Raw genomic sequence first — 16,937 nt, 5'->3', positions numbered from 1 at the left:
GATCAGGAAACAGGGCGCAGAAGCAGCGGCGCGGACAGGGCATGCGTGCCTTGCTGGCGAACGTGGAGCGGTTGCGCCGGGTAGGCGGCGGACAGCTGCGCCAGCACGTTGGGCGCGATCGCGAGTTCTGGCGTCTGGGTGTGCCAGCTCGCGGCTGGAGCATCGAGGGGGCCGAGGGTGACGAGATAACGCTCGGCTTCCTCGACTAGCGGGACATCGACGCCGTCCTGCCAGGGCCATGCGCCGCGCGCGCGGCGTGTCCACGCGAGATGCAGGCTCCCATCGCTTCGGATCGCGTGGCGCGGATGAACCGGTGCAAGAGGCCGCAGCGTGATGCCGGCGAGCAGAATCGAGGCTGGGGCCGGTTCGCTGTCGCCGCGGCCGATGGCGAGAACCTGCCGACTATCGCTTGCGCCGAGCGTCGAGGCGTCGAGCGCGACAAGTCGGGAATCGAGCAGGACGAATCTTTCGCCGACCGCATGATCGGCCATGGCCCTTTCGGTTCCGCCCCGCCCTCGCAGGAATCCGCTCAATTCCCATCGGCCTTCTCCAAGCGGCAGGGCCTTGGCGAATTGGACGATTTCCTCGCCGAGCAGGGCCAGATTCGCACCTTGTGCCATCTGCCGGAGCGAGGCGGGACTGAGGGACATTGCCGGATCGACGAGAGTGACTTCTACGCTGCGCTCCCGATCGAACAGCAGAGGGTGCCCAGGTTCCAGTCTCGTGGCGGCCGTCCCGATCGTGCTGCGCGTCCGTCCACTGGGACCGAGCGGCAGCATCTCGCCATCGCCCCTGTCGGCATAAAGCGCAGCCCCGCTCCAGTTCGACGAACCCGCCGATACGGCCGCAAAGGCATGGGGTGTGTCCGCATTGCCGTTCGCCGTGCCCAGCGGGAGTTCGAAAGCGACCAATTCCGTCGATGCCGTCGGGAGGTCCGCGGGCAAGTTCGCGCGGCCACTGTCGGCCTTCAGACCGGGGGTGCCGATCGCACCTGGCGGTGGCAGGCGCTCCAGCGAGAGTTCGACGCCGCTTGCACGCCATTCCCATTCGGCCACGCGCCATGCCCCCGCCACGCCGGGTACCGAAACGGTCGATCCCGGCACGATGGCAGGATCGAGTTCGCAGGAGCGCCAGGCCATGCGTTCGCGTGTCCAGTCGATCCGGCGCGAGGCTCTCTCGATCAGGGTCCGCGCCTTTTCCGCATCCAGTGCTGCTGGAAGTTCGATGCTGCGCGGTTGCCCCGGCGGAGGCGAGCCGGACGCGTACTGTATTCCAGGCAGGTAGTCCCGCGCCGCATCGAAATAGCGCAGGCATCGCACCGGATGCTGCGATGCCGGCAGGCGATGGCGGGCAAAGCCCAGAGGCCCTCCGAAATCGCCATCCTCGACAGAGATCGCGGCGGCCGGCAACGGCACCGGGCTTTCCCCGCGGCTCTCATGACTGATCGCAAGGGCTTCGCCGTTTCCCGAGACGCTCAGCGGGATCACGAGATCGAACGTCTCGATGCTTTGCGCCACCGGACCGTCAGCGGTGTAGCCGGTAATGCCGTCGAGCGGGACCTGCGCGTCGATGGCATCGACCAGTTCACCGACCACGTCCTGAAGATTGAAACTCTCGTCGGCAAGGACCTCGAAGGTCATGGCGGGAAGACGATTGTAATATTCGGAAAGATCGAGGTCTTCGAACACTACGTAAGCGAGGCCGCGATAGGCCGGGCAAAGCGAAGCGCCTTCGCTGGCGGCGATGAGCGGATCAGGCGGCTGGTCGCCCTCACCGGTATACAGCCGCATGGTGCCACCGACTTTCAGATCGCCCTCGGCGCCGCGAAGCAGCTTGCCATCCGCCCAGATGCGCCCGATGCCCAGGATCGGGCGACTGGCGAGGGCCACGGCCAGATTGGCGGTATAGCTGTATGTCGTGACGGCGGGGGCCCCCTTGCCGCCGCCCTGTGTCTCGCTGTGTTCGATGAGGTCGGTGGCCCAGATGATCGAACCGGCCACCCGCATGGCGCCGAAATGGCGCGGGAGCGGCTGACCGTATGTCGAGGCCGTGACCTGCAGTTCCTGCAGTCTCGGTCCTTCGCGGCGATCGGAACCGAAGATCGCGGTGTCGACGCCCTGGCCGACGAGGCTGCCGATCATTCCGCCGATCGGGCCGCCAAATGCCGTGCCGACAGTGCTGAATATTAGCGTCGCCATATCATGTCCTCAGTCGCAAGAATTTGGGCGCCAATGCCCGAGTGTCGCCCAGCCTTCGGGCAATGCGCCGCAGACGACCTTGCGCAGACCGCCGTGGGCGTGGACGAAGCGGTCCGGGCCGATGGCTATGGCCAGATGATGCTGGCAGGGACCGGGCCTCAGCAGCAGGACGTCACCGGGCAGGCAGGACCCGCCTGCCGGTCGAAGCGAGAGCTGCCGTGCGATGCCGTCAAGGCCGGGTATCCTGCGCGCTCGCAGGGAGTAGCCGTTGGGAAGCGGGCCCCGTTGACCGCAAGATGCCGCAGCGACTGCGAGGACGCCGACGCAATCCAGGCCGTGGCGAGGATCGCGCCCATGCAGTTTCCAGTGCGTGCCGACCAGTTCCAGAGCGGCACGCGCCAGTTCATCGCCGGTCATTGTATGGGGGAGGGATAGCGCGTGAGCATGTCGTTGCCGGGCAGGAACGGCTCGCCGCGGAAGTTGACGGCATTGCCGAAGCGGGCCGCGCATGTTTCCAGCGTGCGGTCGCAGCCTTCCCGCAGCACCGCTGCGCTGCCGGGCGGGGTCGCTTCGTCCAGTGGCGCATCGAGCACGAGGCCGCCCGCCGGGTCTGCCGACATGATCGTCATCGCGATCCCGGCCCGGGGGCCGTCGACCCAGCGCAGTTCGCCGCCAACATAGAGCGCGGCATCGACGTCCGTCTCGAAAGTGGCCGCGTTCGCCTGCGCGTCGATGGCGAGTAGCTTGACTTCCCGGGTGAACCTTTGCGGATTGAGGTTGCATCCCGGCCCGCAAAACGCCGCGCGGCATGTGGGGCTGGTGCGGGGGATCGGATCGCGCTGCAGTTCCGCCTTGCGCGAGGCAAGCGACGCGGAGAAGTCTTCGCCCTCCTGCGTTACTTCACCCAGCGTTCCGGAATAGAGCGTCATTCTTTCCAGGGTCTCCCAATCGATCAGGCCGATAAGCACACGCGAACCGTCGAAGCGCCCGGAGGCAAGGTCGGCTCCGGTGATCGCATCGTCGCTGAGCATGCCTTGAACTTCTACGCTGTCCGGATCGAGGTCGGCGCGCTTGCGGATCGAGGAGGGGACCATTCCCGGCGATGCGCCGTGCAGCACGCCGTCGAACCACAAGTCGCGGTCATGGGTGGTGAAGCCAAAGGTCACGCCGTCGCGGCGCAGGATCCGCCAGAAGGTCGCAACCGTCTCGAGATCCTGTGCAAACCAGGTCCGGGTCATGCCGCCTCCCGGATTTCGATCACGGGAACGCTGGGCGCTTCCCCGGCCGCGAAGGCTGCTCCTGAAATGTCGAGGCGGTCCTCGGCGAAGCGGACTGGCACGTCGAAGAGAAAGCCTGCCCGAACCACGCTCCCCGCCGCCGGGGGATCGTCGAAGAGGATCGTCCCGCCGCCGACCAACGACCAGGTCCCGGCCTGCACCGCGCCATCGACGCTGATCAGGATGGTCGCGAAATCGGGTCGCGTGATCCTGCGGACTTGTGCCTCTTCGCCCTCGCCGTAGCGCTTGACCAGCGCGAAAGCGGTCCGCGTGCCGTCGCCGATGCCGATGGACTGGTCGAGCGCAGTCGGCGTCCCGGTCATGGCGTTGGAGCTGTAATCGCTGGGATCGCGCAGGCGAAAGCCGCGTGCCGGACCGCGCCGGGCGCGGAAGAAGGCGATGAGCTGGCCCAGCTCCTGCTCGGAGCGAATGCCCGGCCCGACATCGAAACGCAGGCGGGCATCCGACCACAGGCTGTTGCGCCGCTCGAACCCGGACGCGGTGACGGAAACGGCAGTCGAGAACTCGGGCGAAACACTGGCGTCGCGCCCGAGACGCAGCGGATAGGGTACGTCGTCGAAGGCTTGCATGGCGCTTCCTTGGCTGGCGATGGAGGGGAGGCGGACGAAGCCGTCGCGCGCGATCTGCGGCAGGGCCCAGACGACGATTTCGTGCGGCGCGCGCAATGTGGCTTCGTCGATTCCGGCATCGATCAGGCGCCACTGATCGGCCTGAGTCCGGTAAAGGACGAAGCCGGCCAGATAGTCCTGCTCTTCGGGCGGATAGCCGAGGCGGGCGTTGACTTCTTCATAGGCCCGGCGGCGCGGCGCATCGGCGCCCGCGGTCAGCCAGTCGTAATCTTCCACCTGAAGTCGGTCGAAGGCCGGGGCCGCCCAGCCGAGAGGCAGGTTGGCGCGCTTCAACTCGGGCATCTCCGGATCGAGCAGGGTGGGCGTGAAGACGAGGGCAAGCGCTTCCACCGGCTCGGGCGCAACCGCGCCGCGCACGGCAGCGATCACGTCCGCCGTCGATTGCGCAAGCAGCGCGCCTGCTGCGTCGAGCAGGGCCTTCTGTGCATCGTCCAATGCGGCGCGCATGTCGGGGATCGCGGGCGGTGCCCCGCCAAGGGCCGCGACGGCGGCTTCGTCGTAGAGGCAGATGCGGCCATCGGCAAAAGTCCACCACCACGGCTCGCCCACCTGGAAGCGCACCGGCGCGCCCGCTTCGGCCATGAGCAGGGCGAACTCGTCCGCGACCGACTGGAGCCAGGCCATCGCCGCGTCGTTGGCAGGCGAGAGCACGGTCGATGGCGGCGCCCAGCCGGTCAGCGCCGGCTGGCCGAGATGGTCGCGTTGTTTCCAGCCTTCGGGGCAGTGCTGGTCGAGCAGTTCGTAGGAAAGCGAAGCCATCGGGCTGAAACCCAGGCGCAGGCACTCGGCAAAGAATGTGCGGTGCCAGTTGCGGGTCGGGGTGTTGAGCGGATCTGCGCTGCTGCCGGTCAGGTAGCTTCCGTCTTTGGCGGCGAGGCGGAAATAGTGGCTCATCCCGAGGTAGAGCACGACCGAGCCACGATAGCCCAGTTGTCGCACATTGCGCAGGAGGCGCGCCGGAGTCTGGACGCCCTGGTCGTCGAACCCGGTGGCCAGGGCAAGGCCATGCGGCGGCATCATGACGTCACCGATTTCCAGCATCGCGCGCGAACCGTCGACCGCGATTTCGCTGATCTCGATCCAGCCTTCGGCTTCGGCTGGCAGGGGATCGGCGCTGCCGTCGTAACCAGGCGGCGCGAAGGAGATGAACATGCGGTCGATGTCACCCGGCCAGATGCGTTCGCCCGGCAGGGAAAACCCGCTTTCTAGGTCGGAAAAGCGCAGGTCGATCTGCGCGTCCTCGCCGCTGCCTTCGGCATAGTTCCACAGGTGGACGTACCAGGTGCGCGCCGCCCCGCTCTCGTCGCGGCCCTCGATGGTCAGCGTCGGGCCGTAGACGGCATCGAGCGGCAACACACCGCCCGAACGCCAGCGGAAACGGAGCGAGGTATGTGCGTAGTTGCGGTCGGTGCGATAGGCGAGCAGTGGGTGGTCGAGCGTGTCCTCGCTGGCCCAGATCAGGCCGCCGAGATCCGCCTTGCGCAGGAACGACGCATCGACGCGCAGCGCGTCGGCGGCGATCGAGATCACGGTGGCGACCATCGGGCGGGGGAAGTTGACGGTCCAGAAGCGCGCGTCGAAGCGCTGGATCCAGTCGCTCGCCTGTCCTTGGCGCTGCGATGCGAGCCAGAATGCCATCGGGGTTCTCCGGATTGGGTGAAATACCTGCTTGCTGCCCCGGCGAATTTCCGGGGAGGAAGGCAGTCAGCTTCGGGAAAGCGCGCGCCGCACCGCGCTGGCGACCTGCCGGCCGGAGCGGTGGAGCGATTGGGGCGCGCTCGATCCGCGCGGGGCGACGAGGTTGATGGACACGCGTACGTCGCGCCCCGCCGGTTGGCCGGCCGATCCGGTTTCGACGCGTCCCGCTGAAGTCGGCACGAAAAGTTCCGGCCCCCGCTCGCCGACGAGGTAGCCCCGCCCGGGCGAAACATTGCCGCCGGTAGCCCGGCCGGGCAGCCCGAGCGCCGAGCCGAGAATGCTCCCGAAGTCGACTGGTCCGCCCGAAGCGCCAGCACCGATCCCAAGTGCCGAGGTCAGGCCTTGCGCCGCCTGCGCAGCTATGGCGCCCAGCGCTTCGCTGGCCACGCGCTTGAGATCGTCGAAGCCCATGCTGCCGCTGCGAATGGCCCCGGAAAGGCTGCGTTCCAGTGCATCGCCTGCTTTCGTGAAGCCGGAAACCAGGTCGGTTTCGACACTGGCGCGCATCGCCGCGATGTCGCGGCTAAAGCCTTCTGTGCTGGCCCGCACGTCGACCAGCAGGCTTTCGATTTCGTCATCCATGATCGTTTTCCATCAGCCTTTGCAGCGCCGCGCGGTCGATGCCGGCTGCGGCAGGGTGGATGGGCGCAGGCAGGGCGGCGGCCAGTTCGCAGGGCGTGGCGGACCAGAATTCGTCCGGTCGCCAGCCCAGGTGGCGCGCGGCCACTGCGAACAGGGCCAGCGCATGCTCGCCGAATGCAGGGCTCATCCGCTGCCCTTGAGGATCTGGGAGAGCAGTGCGCGCAGCGGTCCGGCACACGCGGCCAGGCCGCAACGGGCGATGGCCTCGCCGATAGCCTCCCGGGATAGCGACTGCCGGTCGGCCAGGCAGTGCCAGAACAGCGCCGCCAGTTCGGACAGACGCAGCTCTCCGGCTCCCGCCCGTTCGACGAGCGCGAAGAGCGGGCCCAGTTCTTCCTCGGCGGCGACCAGGGCGCTGAAAGTCGGGCGCAAGACATGCGCGCTGCCGTCGATATCCAAAGCCGCTTCACCCCTTAGCGGATTTGGCGGCGCGCGGTCTGCCTGAGCCTGCCTCATGCCGCCGAAACCTCGCCCGAGCTTTCGAGCTGGAGCGTGTAATTGCGCTCGCCGTTGAAATCGCCGGCATAGTCGAGCCGCTGGACGAGGAAGCTGCCGCGCAGTTTCTCACCGTCCTCGAAGCTCAGTTCGTAGCTGTCGAGCGTGCCGTTCATGGCGTTGGCGCGGATCTGCGCTTCGGCGGCGCTGCCAAGGAAGATTCCTGCCGCGCTGACCGACACGGTACGGACGCCCGCGCCGGAAAGCAGCTCGCGCCAGCCACCGCTGTCCTTGTTGGTGACGACCACGGTTTCGCCGGTGACGGACATCTGCGTGGTGCGAAGGCCGGCCACGGTCTGGAACGCGGCCGGATCGCCTCCGTCGGAGATCTTGAGAAGGAAGGCGCTGCCTTTCTGTGCGGACATCTGCGTACTCCTTGAAAAGGGGAGGGGCTGGGGGATTACTGCGAGAGCAGGCGGAACCTGTATTCGAGCAGGATCGCTCGCCTGCTCTCGGTGCGTTGCTCGGCGCGGGCGCGCAGGAACCGGGCCGAGACGATCGAGAACCCTGACTGTTCGCGCGGCATGGCCTCGATCCGCGCCTCGATGGCGGTGACGAGCGTGGCCGCGGCATCGGGCCGGTCGCCGCGGCAATGCAGTTCCAGCGCCACGCGTACCTCGCGGCCCGAAGCGGTCTTGGTGCTCCAGTCGATGCTGGCGCTGGCGGCAATCGCGAGCCAGGGCAGGCTGGTGCGCAGGGGGGCTTCTTCGACGATGGCGTTCAACTGTTCTGCCAGAGCGGCATCGGCGGCCAGCCAGTCGAGCAGGGCAGCGCGCAAGGGCACTTCCATGGGTTATCCTTTCGGGAACAGGGGCCAGACCAGTTCGGCGCGGCGCCAGCGGGTCTCGTCGTTGCGGCGGGAAAGATCGCGGGAGCGGGCGCGGGCCTTGCCGAGCCTCGATGCTGCTGCGGTCAGCCGCGAGACGAGCGCGTCGAGAGCCGCGCCCGCTTCGGCTGCAATGAAGCGGCCGGTCATGCCAGGCGCAGACTTCGCCATGGTCGCCAGAGCGCGGCGACGGAGGCGGGCGGCAGCGGGGCCGCCCCCTTCGTTTCCCGCTCCCGGTGCTGGTGCGCGGCGAGGCGTATCACGCCGTGCCGCAGGGGTGGGGGCAGATCGTCCCATTCCGCCGCGAGGCCGGCGGCAAAGCGCACCGCAATGCGCCTGTCCGGCACGTTCGTCAGCAGGCGGACGCGCCCTGTCCCGTCGGCATCGAGATCGATGTCGTAACGGTCTGCCGCAAGCTGCGCACGGGTGCCATCGGACCTTACGGCATAAAGCGCTGTGATCGCGTGTACCGGGCGCGTGGCGAGAGTGAGCCACCCCGAAGCGGCGTCCAGTATTTCCTCGCATTCGGACTCGAGCGGCCTTTGCCCGGTGAAGGACTCGAACAGGCCGAGCGCGGTTTCCAGCAGGGCCTGCAGTGCCCCATCGTCCTGCGTGGTGGTAATGCCGAGCCATTGCTTGATTTCGGCGAGCACCGAACTCGGCAGCGTGGCCGGCGAAAGGATGACCCGGTTCATCGGTGTCTCCATCGATAGGGGAAGGGTGTCGTCCCGGCGCAGGCCGGGACGACCGTTCGATCAGGCCGCGATCTTGAGGAGCTTGATCGCGTCGCTGTCGAGCACCTGTCCGCCGATGCGCTTGGTGGCGTAGAAGTGGACGAAGGGCTTGTTGGTGTAGGGATCGCGCAGGATGGCGGTCGCGCTGCGTTCGGCGATCAGGTAGCCGGCGCGGAAGTTGCCGAAGGCGATCGGGCACTGCCCTGCAGCGATGTCGGGCATGTCCTCCGCCTCGATGACCGGATAGCCCAGCAGGCGATCGGGCTGGCCTTCGACGAGGCCCGGCTGCCAGACGAAGGCGCCGTCGCTGGTCTTGAGCTTGCGCACTTCGGCCAGCGTCGCCGAGTTCATCACCCAGCTCGCCCCCTGCCGGTGCCCGGCCTTGAGCGCATGGACAAGGTCGATCAGCTTGAGATCGGGCGCAGTATCGAAGCCCCCGGCATCGCCCGAGACGAGGTGCTGCAGCGTCCCGAAAGTGCGCGCGGCGTCGGCGGCGGTGCTGGTTGGGGCGGAGAGAAAGCCCATCGGCTGGTTGACCCCGTCACCGCCGACGAAAGCCGCGCCCTCGGCCCGGGCGAACTCGGTGGCGATCTCGTCGGCCAGCCAGGACTGGAGGTCGAAGACCGCGTCGTCGAGCATCGTCTGGCTTGCTGCCGGATTGGCATAGAGTTCCCCGGTCGGCGGGGCGATTTCGGCGAAGCTGGGCGTGTCGGTCTGCGGGCGCGCGGCGGTCTCGCTGACCCAGCCGGAGGCAGTGCCGCCGGTCGTTACCAGCTTGCGGTAGCCCGCGCTGCCGGTCTGCACGACCTGGGCGATTGCGCGGATCGGGCTGATCGCGGTGAGGCGCGAGGCGATCAGCGCGTCGATTTCCTGCGGCACGGCATAGCCGCCATCGGCTGCGACGGCGCCGGAGATCGACTTGAGCTCGGTCTCCCGGCCGTGGCGCAGGTAGCCCTCGACGAAACCCTTCACTTCAGGGCTGGCGGGGGCGCTGCCGGCGATCATCGGGCGTGCGGCGGCGCGGCTGACGCGCTCGAGGCGGGACTTTACGTCCGCGACGTCGGTGCGGATCTCGGCCACGGCGGCCTCCGTCGCATCCTGCCGGGCGACGAGATCGAACGAGGCTTCGAGGTTTTCGGTGGGCACGGGGGTTTCCATCAGCAATTGCCTTTCGGTCGGTGGGGAAAGTGGGTGCAGCCCGGAAAAGGGCACGGTTCAGCAGACGAGGTGAACGCGCGCGCCGTGCTGCATGGGGCGGGTGACGAGGCTGACTTCGAACAGGTCGATGTCGAGCAGTTCGCGCCCTTTGCGACCGGAGCGGCTGGCCCGGGCGCGGTAGCCGAACGATAGTCCCGAGACGGCCCCGCGCCGCAGGGAGAGGGCTGCCCCGCCCTGCGGATTGTCCAAGGCAGCGATCACGCGCAGGCCCCGCGCATCTTCGGCCAGAGATTCGACCCAGCCGATGCGCAAGTCCGGACGGTGCTGCCAGAACAGCGGCACGGGATCGCGCCGCTCGGCAAGGGTGCGGGCGAAGGCGCCGCTTCGGATCGTGTCGCGGCCGGCGTCAGGACGGTCGAACAGGGCGGCGTAGCCGGCAAAGCGCGGGCCGTTCATCGCAGCAACTCCGTCGCGCCGAGGCGGACTGCAATGCCAAGGAGCAGCAGGGCCAGCAGTCCGCGCACGATCCAGCCGATGGCCGCCGTCTGGGCGCTGGCCTTGGCGTCGCGCCAGGCCTGCAGCAGTTCGCGCAACTCGCTTACGTCCTCGTGGGCGGTGGCATCGTCGAGGCCGATCCGTTCGAGCATCCGGCTCGCGCCCAGCTCGCTCGCTTCCTCGACGATGGCGCGCAAGGTGACGATGTCGTTGCCCTTGTCCGCCGCCTGCGAGACGAGGCCGGTCAGCATGTCGCTATTGGTCATCACTTGTCCTCCGCATGATCGGGGCGTTCGGGCAGGCCAAGCAGGGCGCGCTTTTCCGAAGCGGCGAGGAATTCGGCAGCGCCGACTTGCGCCCAGAGCCGCTCACGGTCTTCGGCAAGCGCCGGAATCCGGTCGAGATCGACGGCGAGCGTGGCATCGGGGAACCACGGGGCCAGGCCTTCGCCGATTGCCGCCAGCAGCTTGGCGGCAAGCGGCAGCAGGGTCAGGCGCCAGAGCGCGCGGTTGGCCTCCCGGTAGTTGGCGTAAGTCGAATCTCCCGGCAGGCCGAGCAGCATCGGCGGCACTCCGAAGGCCAGCGCGATGTCACGCGCTGCAGCAGCCTTGAGCGTGGCGAAGTCCATGTCGGCGGGGCTCAGCGCCATGGCCTGCCACTTGAGCCCGCCTTCGAGGAGCATCGGGCGGCCTGCGTTGCCCGATCCGGCAAAGGCTGAGGACAGTTCGCTGCGGAGACGCTCGAACTGGTCGCCTGTCAACGCGTTGCCGTCACCCGCTTCATAGACGAGCGCGCCTGAGGGCCGCGCGGCGTTCTCCAGCAATTGCCGGTTCCAGTGCGAGGCGGCGTTGTGGGTGGCTATCGCCTCATTCGCGGCGGTCAGGCACCCGGCGCCGTAGTGGTCGTCCGCCGGATGGAAGTGGCGGATGTGGATGAGGTTGGGCGATGCGTCCTCGTCGAGCAGGGGAATGGTCAACTGGCGCCCGGCGACGGCATACGTGAATGCGCTCGGCCAGCCGTCGTCCCCGGCCACGATCGTCATCCTTTCGGGCCGCAGGGCGAATAGCTCGGCAGGGCGGCCGCGCCCATCCTTGATGACCTGCACATAGGCGTTGCCATGCAGCAGCAGGTGCGAGGCGATGGTTTCTAGCAGGGATTGCCCGGCGCTTGTCGCTGCGACGAGGGCCATGAGCCCCGGATCGCCGGACTGCAGGGGCGCGCCGGCGATCCCTTCCGCTACCAGCCGGACCGCGCGCTGGGCCACCGGATTGTCGAGATAGGCCTGGCGCACGGCACGGTTGTATTCGAAGGGTGTCCGCCCGCCGCCGCCATCGGCGAAGAACCATGGCGAGGCTGGCCCTCGCGCCAGAGGCGCGCGGGCACTCTCGCCCTTGAAGGCGGCGACGAGCGTATCGATGAAGGACATGGGAATTGCCTTTCGCTGGTTGGCTCAGGTGACGCGCACGCGCGGCGCGGCGGGGCGGTCGAGCAGCAGTTCGGTAAGGGCCCAGACAAGGGCGTCGGCGCGGTCGGGCGAGCGGCCCGGGCCCTGGTAGGCACCGCCCGCGATCAACCCGCAAAGCTCGTCCTCAAGCGCGGGAAACTGTCCGGCGTGGCGGACCTTTCCTGCCTCGTAGAGCGCGGCGACCGGCTCGGCCCGGGCGACCTTGCCGCGGCTGGCGTGGACCAGCCGGATCGGCAGCGAGACGTCGGCGGCGCGCAGGACGCTGGCGACCATCGCTCCGCCCTGGTTGGCTTCGGCGACGACGCGGTCGGCCTGCCATGCAGCCGCAGCGCCCGCCACGGCGCGGGCCCAGCGTTCCGGGCTCGCCTTTTCGACCGAGGCATCGGCGAGAACATGCCCGCGGCCTTCCCCGCAGCGGGCTGCCACGACGATCCCGCAGGCGTCGCCGCCTGCCGACGCAGGCGGGTCCACGCCGATGACGACGCGAACCGGTTCGGCGGGCGCGCTTGTCCGGGTCGCTTCGATCAGGGCGCGGGTCCAGAGCGCGCCTTCGATATCGTCGAGCAGTTCGCCGTCGAGCTCCTGGCGTCCGAGCAGGGACTTGCCGAAGGTGCGCCGCATGTCGCGCAAGTAGCTGGGCGGCAGGTTGTCGCGGTTGTCCTCGGTCCTGCCGCGGGTGATGGCGAGTTCGTCGCCGGGTTCGGCAAGCAGGCGCTGGACCAGCGGGACGGCGCGCGGCGTCGTCGTCGCCATGGCCTGTGCCCTGTCGCCAAGGCGCAGGCCGAACAGCAGATTGTCCCAGGTACGTCCTGCCTTGCCACCGGCGTTATCCCATTTGGCGATCTCGTCGCACCAGGCATGGCTGTGCTGCGGACCGCGCAGCGATTCCGGTTCGCCGGCCGAATAGAGCAGGGCCTGCGCGCCGCTGGGCCAGATCAGCCGGCGCAACGACGGCTCGAAACCCGGCGCGCGGCACGGCGGAGAGATTGCGAGCAATCCGCTTTCGCCCTCGACCATGACCGCGCGTACTTCGGGCAGGGTCGCCCCCACCAGCGCAATGCGCGCCGCGGGATCTGACTCTGCAATCGAACGAACCCATTCGGCACCTGCGCGGGTCTTGCCGAAACCGCGGCCGGCCATGACCAGCCATGTCCGCCAGTCGCCCGCAGGGGGAAGCTGCCCGGGGCGTGCCCAGAGCCGCCAATGGGTGAGGAATTCGGCCTGTTCGGCCTCGCTGAGTTCGCGCACCCGCCTGCGTCTCTCGCGCAGCGGCAGCGAGAGCAGCCAGGCCAGGCGTTCACTGCGTCTCATCGGCAGCCCTGTCCGCATCCGAGATGGCAGCACTGCTGCGGGCGCGCATCCGGTCCAGCTTGGCGTCGATGGCATCGAGGATGGCCCCGGCATCGCGGCTTTCGCGCTGTGCTCGCTGCCTGGAGACCGCTTCGCGGTGGAGTGTGAGCAGGCGCAGGGCAGTGGCGTTGTCGAAGAGGCGCGCGCCGCGCCGGGCACCGGCCGCGGGCTTCACTTCCCCTTCGCGCAGCCGATGCAGCAGGTTCATCTCGAGGTGGTCGTAACCCTCGCAAAGCGCCTCGTGCCAAGCGCGACAGAATTCGGGGTCCTTCCGCCGGGCTTCGTAGGCCAGCGCCGGGGCAATGCCGGCCTTGCGGGCAGAGGCGGCGACGTTTGAGCTTGCCGCCAGTTCGGAAAGGAAGCGCGCGCGCCAGTCATGCTCGGCCGACGACGCGGGTTCCGCCGGAACGGGACACGCGATGCGGCCGGACGAAAGTGTGTCCGTCATGATCGATCCATGATGAGAGGAATGCTCGCGAACCGAGGCCCTTGGGCGACCCGGTTTATCGCGATGTTCCTGCTGTGTACCGAAAGAGCGTGACGATGTCAAGCATAAATAACCAAATAGGTTATTGCTTGTCGGGAAACCCGCCTGCCTCTAAGCACGCGCCTACTGAATCCTCCGGAGAATTCGATGCTGCGTCGCCTTTACGATTGGACCATGGCCAAGGCCGCGCATCGGCATGCCGAATGGTGGCTGGCTGCCTTCGCCTTCGTGGAGGCCAGCTTCTTCCCGGTGCCGCCGCATCCCTTGCTGGGCCTGATGTGCCTGGCCGAACCGAAGAAGGCGATTCGCTTTGCGATCATCGCCACCCTTGCTTCGGTAGCCGGCGGCCTGCTCGGCTACGCGATCGGCCATTTTGCCTACGAAGCCTTCGGCGAAACGCTGCTGCGCGCGCTGGGCCTGTCGGAAAGTTTCCCCAAGGCGGCCTGCTACTTGCGCGAATACGGGGCGGAAATCATCGTCGTGAAGGGGGCGACGCCGATCCCTTTCAAGCTGCTGACGATCACCGCAGGCTTCATCGGCATGAACCTCGCGGTGTTCGTAGGGGCGTCGATCGTTTCCCGTTCGATCAGTTTCATGATCGTAGGCGTGCTGTTCCGACTCTTCGGCGCGCCGATCAAGGCGGTGATCGACAAGCATCTGGGCAAGGTCACCGCCGCTTTCGCTGTGCTCGTGGTAGCCGGTTTCCTTGCCATTGCCTTCCTCGGCGGCGGCGCGGAGCAGACCAACGAGAAGTGCGAAGCAGTTGCGGTGACGCAAACGGCATGATCCCGTATAAACCGGCGGAATCGTAAACGTCGGCTCAGGGATTCATCGCGGTTGCGGAGATACTTGACTGGAATATGACTTGTGGCATTCTCTACTTGCTGCACTGCAATATGTGGGCAGTGCCGGAAGGAGGGCTATGGCTGTTCGGATGGATGGAGCAAGTCAGGATTTCATGAAGCAGCTCGAAGGCTACGGGCTTTCGACCATAGAGATCCACTATTTCCTGCCGGACCATCCGAAGCTGCTTCAGCTCTTCGCATTTCAGCAATACGATGTGGCGCCGCGCTTCCCGGTACTTCGCGGTTTTCTCGACTACTGGAGCCGCGAGATCGAAGGACCGCTGCATTCGGTCCGGATCGCGCACAAGCACCTGATCGGTCCACAGGAATGGCAGGCCGTGGACGGGATCATTTCCATCCACTGACGACTTGAGGCACAAGGCGTAGCGGGAACGGCAGGGGCCGACGCGGGTTCTTGCCGTAACCGGTAACAGGAGAACGCCATGCCCCTCAAGATAGCCGTCATCGTCGGCAGTTTGCGCGACGAATCGTTCAATCGCAGGCTGGCCAAGGCGATGGTGGCCCTGCCCGAAGCGCAAGGCCATAGCTTCACCTTTGCCGATATCGGTGCGCTGCCGCTCTACAATCAGGATCAGGACGACGATCAGCCGCAGGCCGTCAGGGACCTGAAGGCGCTTGTAACCGAGTCCGACGGGGTGATCTTCGCGACGCCGGAATATAACCGTTCCATCCCCGGCGTTCTCAAGAACGCGATCGATCATGGATCGCGTCCCCCGGGGCATAGCTGCTGGAAAGGCAAGCCGGCGGGCGTGATCGGCACTTCGCCGGGCAAGCTGGGCACCGCGGCCGCGCAGCAGCACTTGCGCAACGTTCTGGCCGTCCTCGACATGCCCACCCTGGGCTTGCCGGAAGCCTATCTGCAATGGAGCGACGACCTGCTGACCGCGCAGGGCCAGTTCGCTGAAGGCACGGTCGGCTTTGCGGGGAAATGGATGACGGCGTTTCTTGGCTACGTCGCCCTGCATTCCGGCAAGGGTTGAGCGCACGGGCGAGGTGCAAGGATCGACAGGCGCACGCAGACGCCTGCCGATCGCGTCGTGTCAGATGATGCCCACTGTCTTGCCGGCGCGCGTGAACATGCCGATGATCTGCTCGACCTGCTCGGCCGAATGTTCGGCGCATAGCGAGCAGCGCAGCAGGGTCATGTTGGCGGGGGTTGCCGGCGGCCTTGCGAGGTTCACGTAAAGGCCTTCGTGCAGCAGCGCTTCCCACATCGCCGCGCCGCGCTCGAGGTCGGGCATGATAACCGAGATGATCGCGCTTTGCGGCTCGTTCGTGCCCAGTTCGAACCCGGCTTCGCGCAGGCCCTTGTGCAGCGTGCGCGAGTTTTCCCAGAGGTGCGCCCGCTTGTCGCCGGCATTCATCAGCTTGCGGATCGAGGTGCAGGCGGTGGCGACCACGCTCGGCGGAAGGCTTGCGGTGAACACGTAGGGGCGGCACACGAGGCGCATGATCTCGAACTTGGGATGGTTCGAGACGCAGAACCCGCCGACCGTGCCGACCGACTTGGAGAAGGTGCCGATCACGAAATCGACATCTTCGAGACAGTCCTGGTCTTCGGCGACGCCGCGGCCGTTGGGGCCGATGAAGCCCATCGAATGCGCCTCGTCGACCAGCACCATTGCGCCGTACTTCTTGGCGACGGCGATCATTTCCTTGAGCGGGGCGATGTCGCCCAGCATGGAGTAGACGCCTTCGAGAATGACGAGCTTGCCGGCGCCTTCGGGAATGCGGCGCAAGCGCTTTTCCATCGCCTCGATGTCATTGTGCTTGAAGGGCACGACTTCGGCGTCGCCCATCTTGCAGCCGTCCCAGATCGAGGCGTGGCTGTCGATATCGAGGACGATGTAGTCGCCCTTGCCCGCGATGGTCGAGATAATGCCGAGGTTGGCCTGATACCCGGTCGAGAAGACCATGGCGTGATCCATGCCGTAGAATTCGCAAAGCGCTTCTTCGACGGCCTTGTGCCCGGCGTAGGTGCCGTTGAGCACGCGGCTGCCCGTGGTGCCCGAGCCGAAGTCGTCGAGCGCCTGCTTGCCCGCCTCGATCACGTCGGGATCGAAGGTCATGCCCATGTAGTTGTAGGTGCCGAGCAGGATCGTCTCGCGGCCGTTGCACATTGCCACGGTCGGTGAAAGCACCCGCTCCATCACAAGGCCGAAGGGATCCGTGACGCCGGAGGCGAGCAGGTTCTCGCGCATCTGGATCAGCGGGTCGAACTTGCTGAAAAGGTCCGTGTGGGTTTCGGTTACATTGTCGCTGAGCATGTCGGTCATGGGCCGTTTCCTTGGGAGTTCCGTCAGCCCTGGAGCTTGACCACGGCGTCGACGAGCTGGCCGTAATTCTCGATCTCGGCCTGCTGGTTCATCGAGATGATGATGTCGAATTCGTCTTCGATCGCCGCGACGAAATCCATGACGGTGAGGCTGTCGAACTCAAGGTCGTCGGTAAAGCGGGTCGAGTCGGTGATCTCAATGCCCTTCTTGTTGAAGGGTTCGATCAGTGCGGCGATCCGGGCCGAGGTTTCTTCGCGGTCCATGGTCTTTTCAACTCCGATAGGGTCCGGCGGCTCTCTGGCCGGGAAATGCGGCGCAAA

22 protein-coding genes are annotated in these 16,937 nt (G+C 66.9%); 3 read left to right on the top strand and 19 right to left on the bottom strand.

Annotated features, from left to right (window positions below):
- Positions 1-2 precede the first annotated feature (2 nt).
- From J3474_RS03805 to J3474_RS03725, 17 genes are all read right to left on the bottom strand, one after another.
- Complete coding sequence (locus J3474_RS03805; RefSeq protein WP_207093145.1) at positions 3-2,198, bottom strand: phage tail protein; 2,196 nt, start codon at positions 2,196-2,198, stop codon at positions 3-5.
- Between the two features lie 9 nt (positions 2,199-2,207).
- Positions 2,208-2,615, bottom strand: coding sequence for a hypothetical protein (locus tag J3474_RS03800; protein ID WP_207093144.1), 408 nt, complete (start codon positions 2,613-2,615; stop codon positions 2,208-2,210).
- A complete protein-coding gene (locus tag J3474_RS03795) occupies positions 2,612-3,436 on the bottom strand; it encodes a DUF2163 domain-containing protein (protein WP_207093143.1) in 825 nt (274 codons plus the stop codon). Before J3474_RS03795 ends, J3474_RS03800 begins: the two co-directional genes overlap by 4 nt.
- Positions 3,433-5,763: a DUF2460 domain-containing protein gene (locus J3474_RS03790; protein WP_207093142.1), complete on the bottom strand. Its 2,331-nt coding sequence runs from the start codon at positions 5,761-5,763 to the stop codon at positions 3,433-3,435. The genes J3474_RS03795 and J3474_RS03790 overlap by 4 nt, the downstream gene beginning before the upstream one ends.
- Positions 5,764-5,829: 66 nt before the next feature.
- Complete coding sequence (locus tag J3474_RS03785) at positions 5,830-6,405, bottom strand: tail tape measure protein (protein WP_207093141.1); 576 nt, start codon at positions 6,403-6,405, stop codon at positions 5,830-5,832.
- Positions 6,398-6,592, bottom strand: coding sequence for a phage tail assembly chaperone (locus J3474_RS03780; RefSeq protein WP_207093140.1), 195 nt, complete (start codon positions 6,590-6,592; stop codon positions 6,398-6,400). The genes J3474_RS03785 and J3474_RS03780 overlap by 8 nt, the downstream gene beginning before the upstream one ends.
- Entirely contained in the window at positions 6,589-6,921 is a 333-nt protein-coding gene (locus J3474_RS03775) for a gene transfer agent family protein (RefSeq protein WP_013834426.1), read from the bottom strand. The genes J3474_RS03780 and J3474_RS03775 overlap by 4 nt, the downstream gene beginning before the upstream one ends.
- A complete protein-coding gene (locus J3474_RS03770; protein ID WP_207093139.1) occupies positions 6,918-7,325 on the bottom strand; it encodes a phage major tail protein, TP901-1 family in 408 nt (135 codons plus the stop codon). The genes J3474_RS03775 and J3474_RS03770 overlap by 4 nt, the downstream gene beginning before the upstream one ends.
- Before the next feature lie 35 nt (positions 7,326-7,360).
- Complete coding sequence (locus J3474_RS03765) at positions 7,361-7,750, bottom strand: DUF3168 domain-containing protein (RefSeq protein ID WP_013834424.1); 390 nt, start codon at positions 7,748-7,750, stop codon at positions 7,361-7,363.
- Between the two features lie 3 nt (positions 7,751-7,753).
- Positions 7,754-7,936, bottom strand: coding sequence for a hypothetical protein (locus tag J3474_RS03760; protein ID WP_207093138.1), 183 nt, complete (start codon positions 7,934-7,936; stop codon positions 7,754-7,756).
- Entirely contained in the window at positions 7,933-8,481 is a 549-nt protein-coding gene (locus J3474_RS03755; protein WP_207093137.1) for a phage head-tail connector protein, read from the bottom strand. The genes J3474_RS03760 and J3474_RS03755 overlap by 4 nt, the downstream gene beginning before the upstream one ends.
- 60 nt (positions 8,482-8,541) lie before the next feature.
- On the bottom strand, positions 8,542-9,678 hold the full coding sequence (locus tag J3474_RS03750) for a phage major capsid protein (RefSeq protein WP_207093136.1): 1,137 nt from the start codon (positions 9,676-9,678) through the stop codon (positions 8,542-8,544).
- A 57-nt stretch (positions 9,679-9,735) separates the two neighbouring features.
- The gene (locus J3474_RS03745; RefSeq protein ID WP_207093135.1) at positions 9,736-10,134 is read right to left on the bottom strand and encodes an HK97 family phage prohead protease; all 399 of its coding nucleotides are present in this window, start codon (positions 10,132-10,134) and stop codon (positions 9,736-9,738) included.
- On the bottom strand, positions 10,131-10,439 hold the full coding sequence (locus J3474_RS03740) for a DUF6127 family protein (RefSeq protein ID WP_207093134.1): 309 nt from the start codon (positions 10,437-10,439) through the stop codon (positions 10,131-10,133). The genes J3474_RS03745 and J3474_RS03740 overlap by 4 nt, the downstream gene beginning before the upstream one ends.
- Entirely contained in the window at positions 10,439-11,599 is a 1,161-nt protein-coding gene (locus J3474_RS03735) for a phage portal protein (protein ID WP_207093133.1), read from the bottom strand. Before J3474_RS03735 ends, J3474_RS03740 begins: the two co-directional genes overlap by 1 nt.
- A gap of 24 nt (positions 11,600-11,623) precedes the next feature.
- A complete protein-coding gene (locus J3474_RS03730; protein WP_207093132.1) occupies positions 11,624-12,949 on the bottom strand; it encodes a DNA-packaging protein in 1,326 nt (441 codons plus the stop codon).
- On the bottom strand, positions 12,936-13,436 hold the full coding sequence (locus J3474_RS03725) for a hypothetical protein (protein ID WP_207093131.1): 501 nt from the start codon (positions 13,434-13,436) through the stop codon (positions 12,936-12,938). The genes J3474_RS03730 and J3474_RS03725 overlap by 14 nt, the downstream gene beginning before the upstream one ends.
- A 186-nt stretch (positions 13,437-13,622) precedes the next feature.
- On the opposite strand from J3474_RS03725, the gene J3474_RS03720 reads away from it, so the two are divergent.
- The 3 genes from J3474_RS03720 to J3474_RS03710 all read left to right on the top strand — a co-directional run bounded on the left by J3474_RS03720 (position 13,623) and on the right by J3474_RS03710 (position 15,321).
- On the top strand, positions 13,623-14,261 hold the full coding sequence (locus tag J3474_RS03720) for a YqaA family protein (protein ID WP_013834417.1): 639 nt from the start codon (positions 13,623-13,625) through the stop codon (positions 14,259-14,261).
- A gap of 148 nt (positions 14,262-14,409) precedes the next feature.
- Positions 14,410-14,685, top strand: a complete 276-nt coding sequence (locus J3474_RS03715) for an usg protein (protein ID WP_013834416.1) — start codon at positions 14,410-14,412, stop codon at positions 14,683-14,685.
- A 78-nt stretch (positions 14,686-14,763) separates the two neighbouring features.
- A complete protein-coding gene (locus J3474_RS03710; RefSeq protein ID WP_013834415.1) occupies positions 14,764-15,321 on the top strand; it encodes an NADPH-dependent FMN reductase in 558 nt (185 codons plus the stop codon).
- Between the two features lie 60 nt (positions 15,322-15,381).
- Here J3474_RS03710 and J3474_RS03705 read toward each other — a convergent pair whose 3' ends face one another.
- Together J3474_RS03705 and J3474_RS03700 are read right to left on the bottom strand one after the other, a co-directional pair.
- Positions 15,382-16,617, bottom strand: a complete 1,236-nt coding sequence (locus J3474_RS03705; RefSeq protein WP_207093130.1) for an aminotransferase class I/II-fold pyridoxal phosphate-dependent enzyme — start codon at positions 16,615-16,617, stop codon at positions 15,382-15,384.
- Between the two features lie 23 nt (positions 16,618-16,640).
- Complete coding sequence (locus J3474_RS03700) at positions 16,641-16,880, bottom strand: acyl carrier protein (RefSeq protein ID WP_007012868.1); 240 nt, start codon at positions 16,878-16,880, stop codon at positions 16,641-16,643.
- Positions 16,881-16,937 lie beyond the last annotated feature (57 nt).

The organism is Novosphingobium sp. PY1, from assembly GCF_017312445.1.
In the GTDB taxonomy this organism is placed as follows: Bacteria; Pseudomonadota; Alphaproteobacteria; order Sphingomonadales; family Sphingomonadaceae; genus Novosphingobium.
The sequence above is the reverse complement of the archived record's forward strand: the minus strand, read 5'-3'. Positions and strand labels throughout refer to the sequence as shown.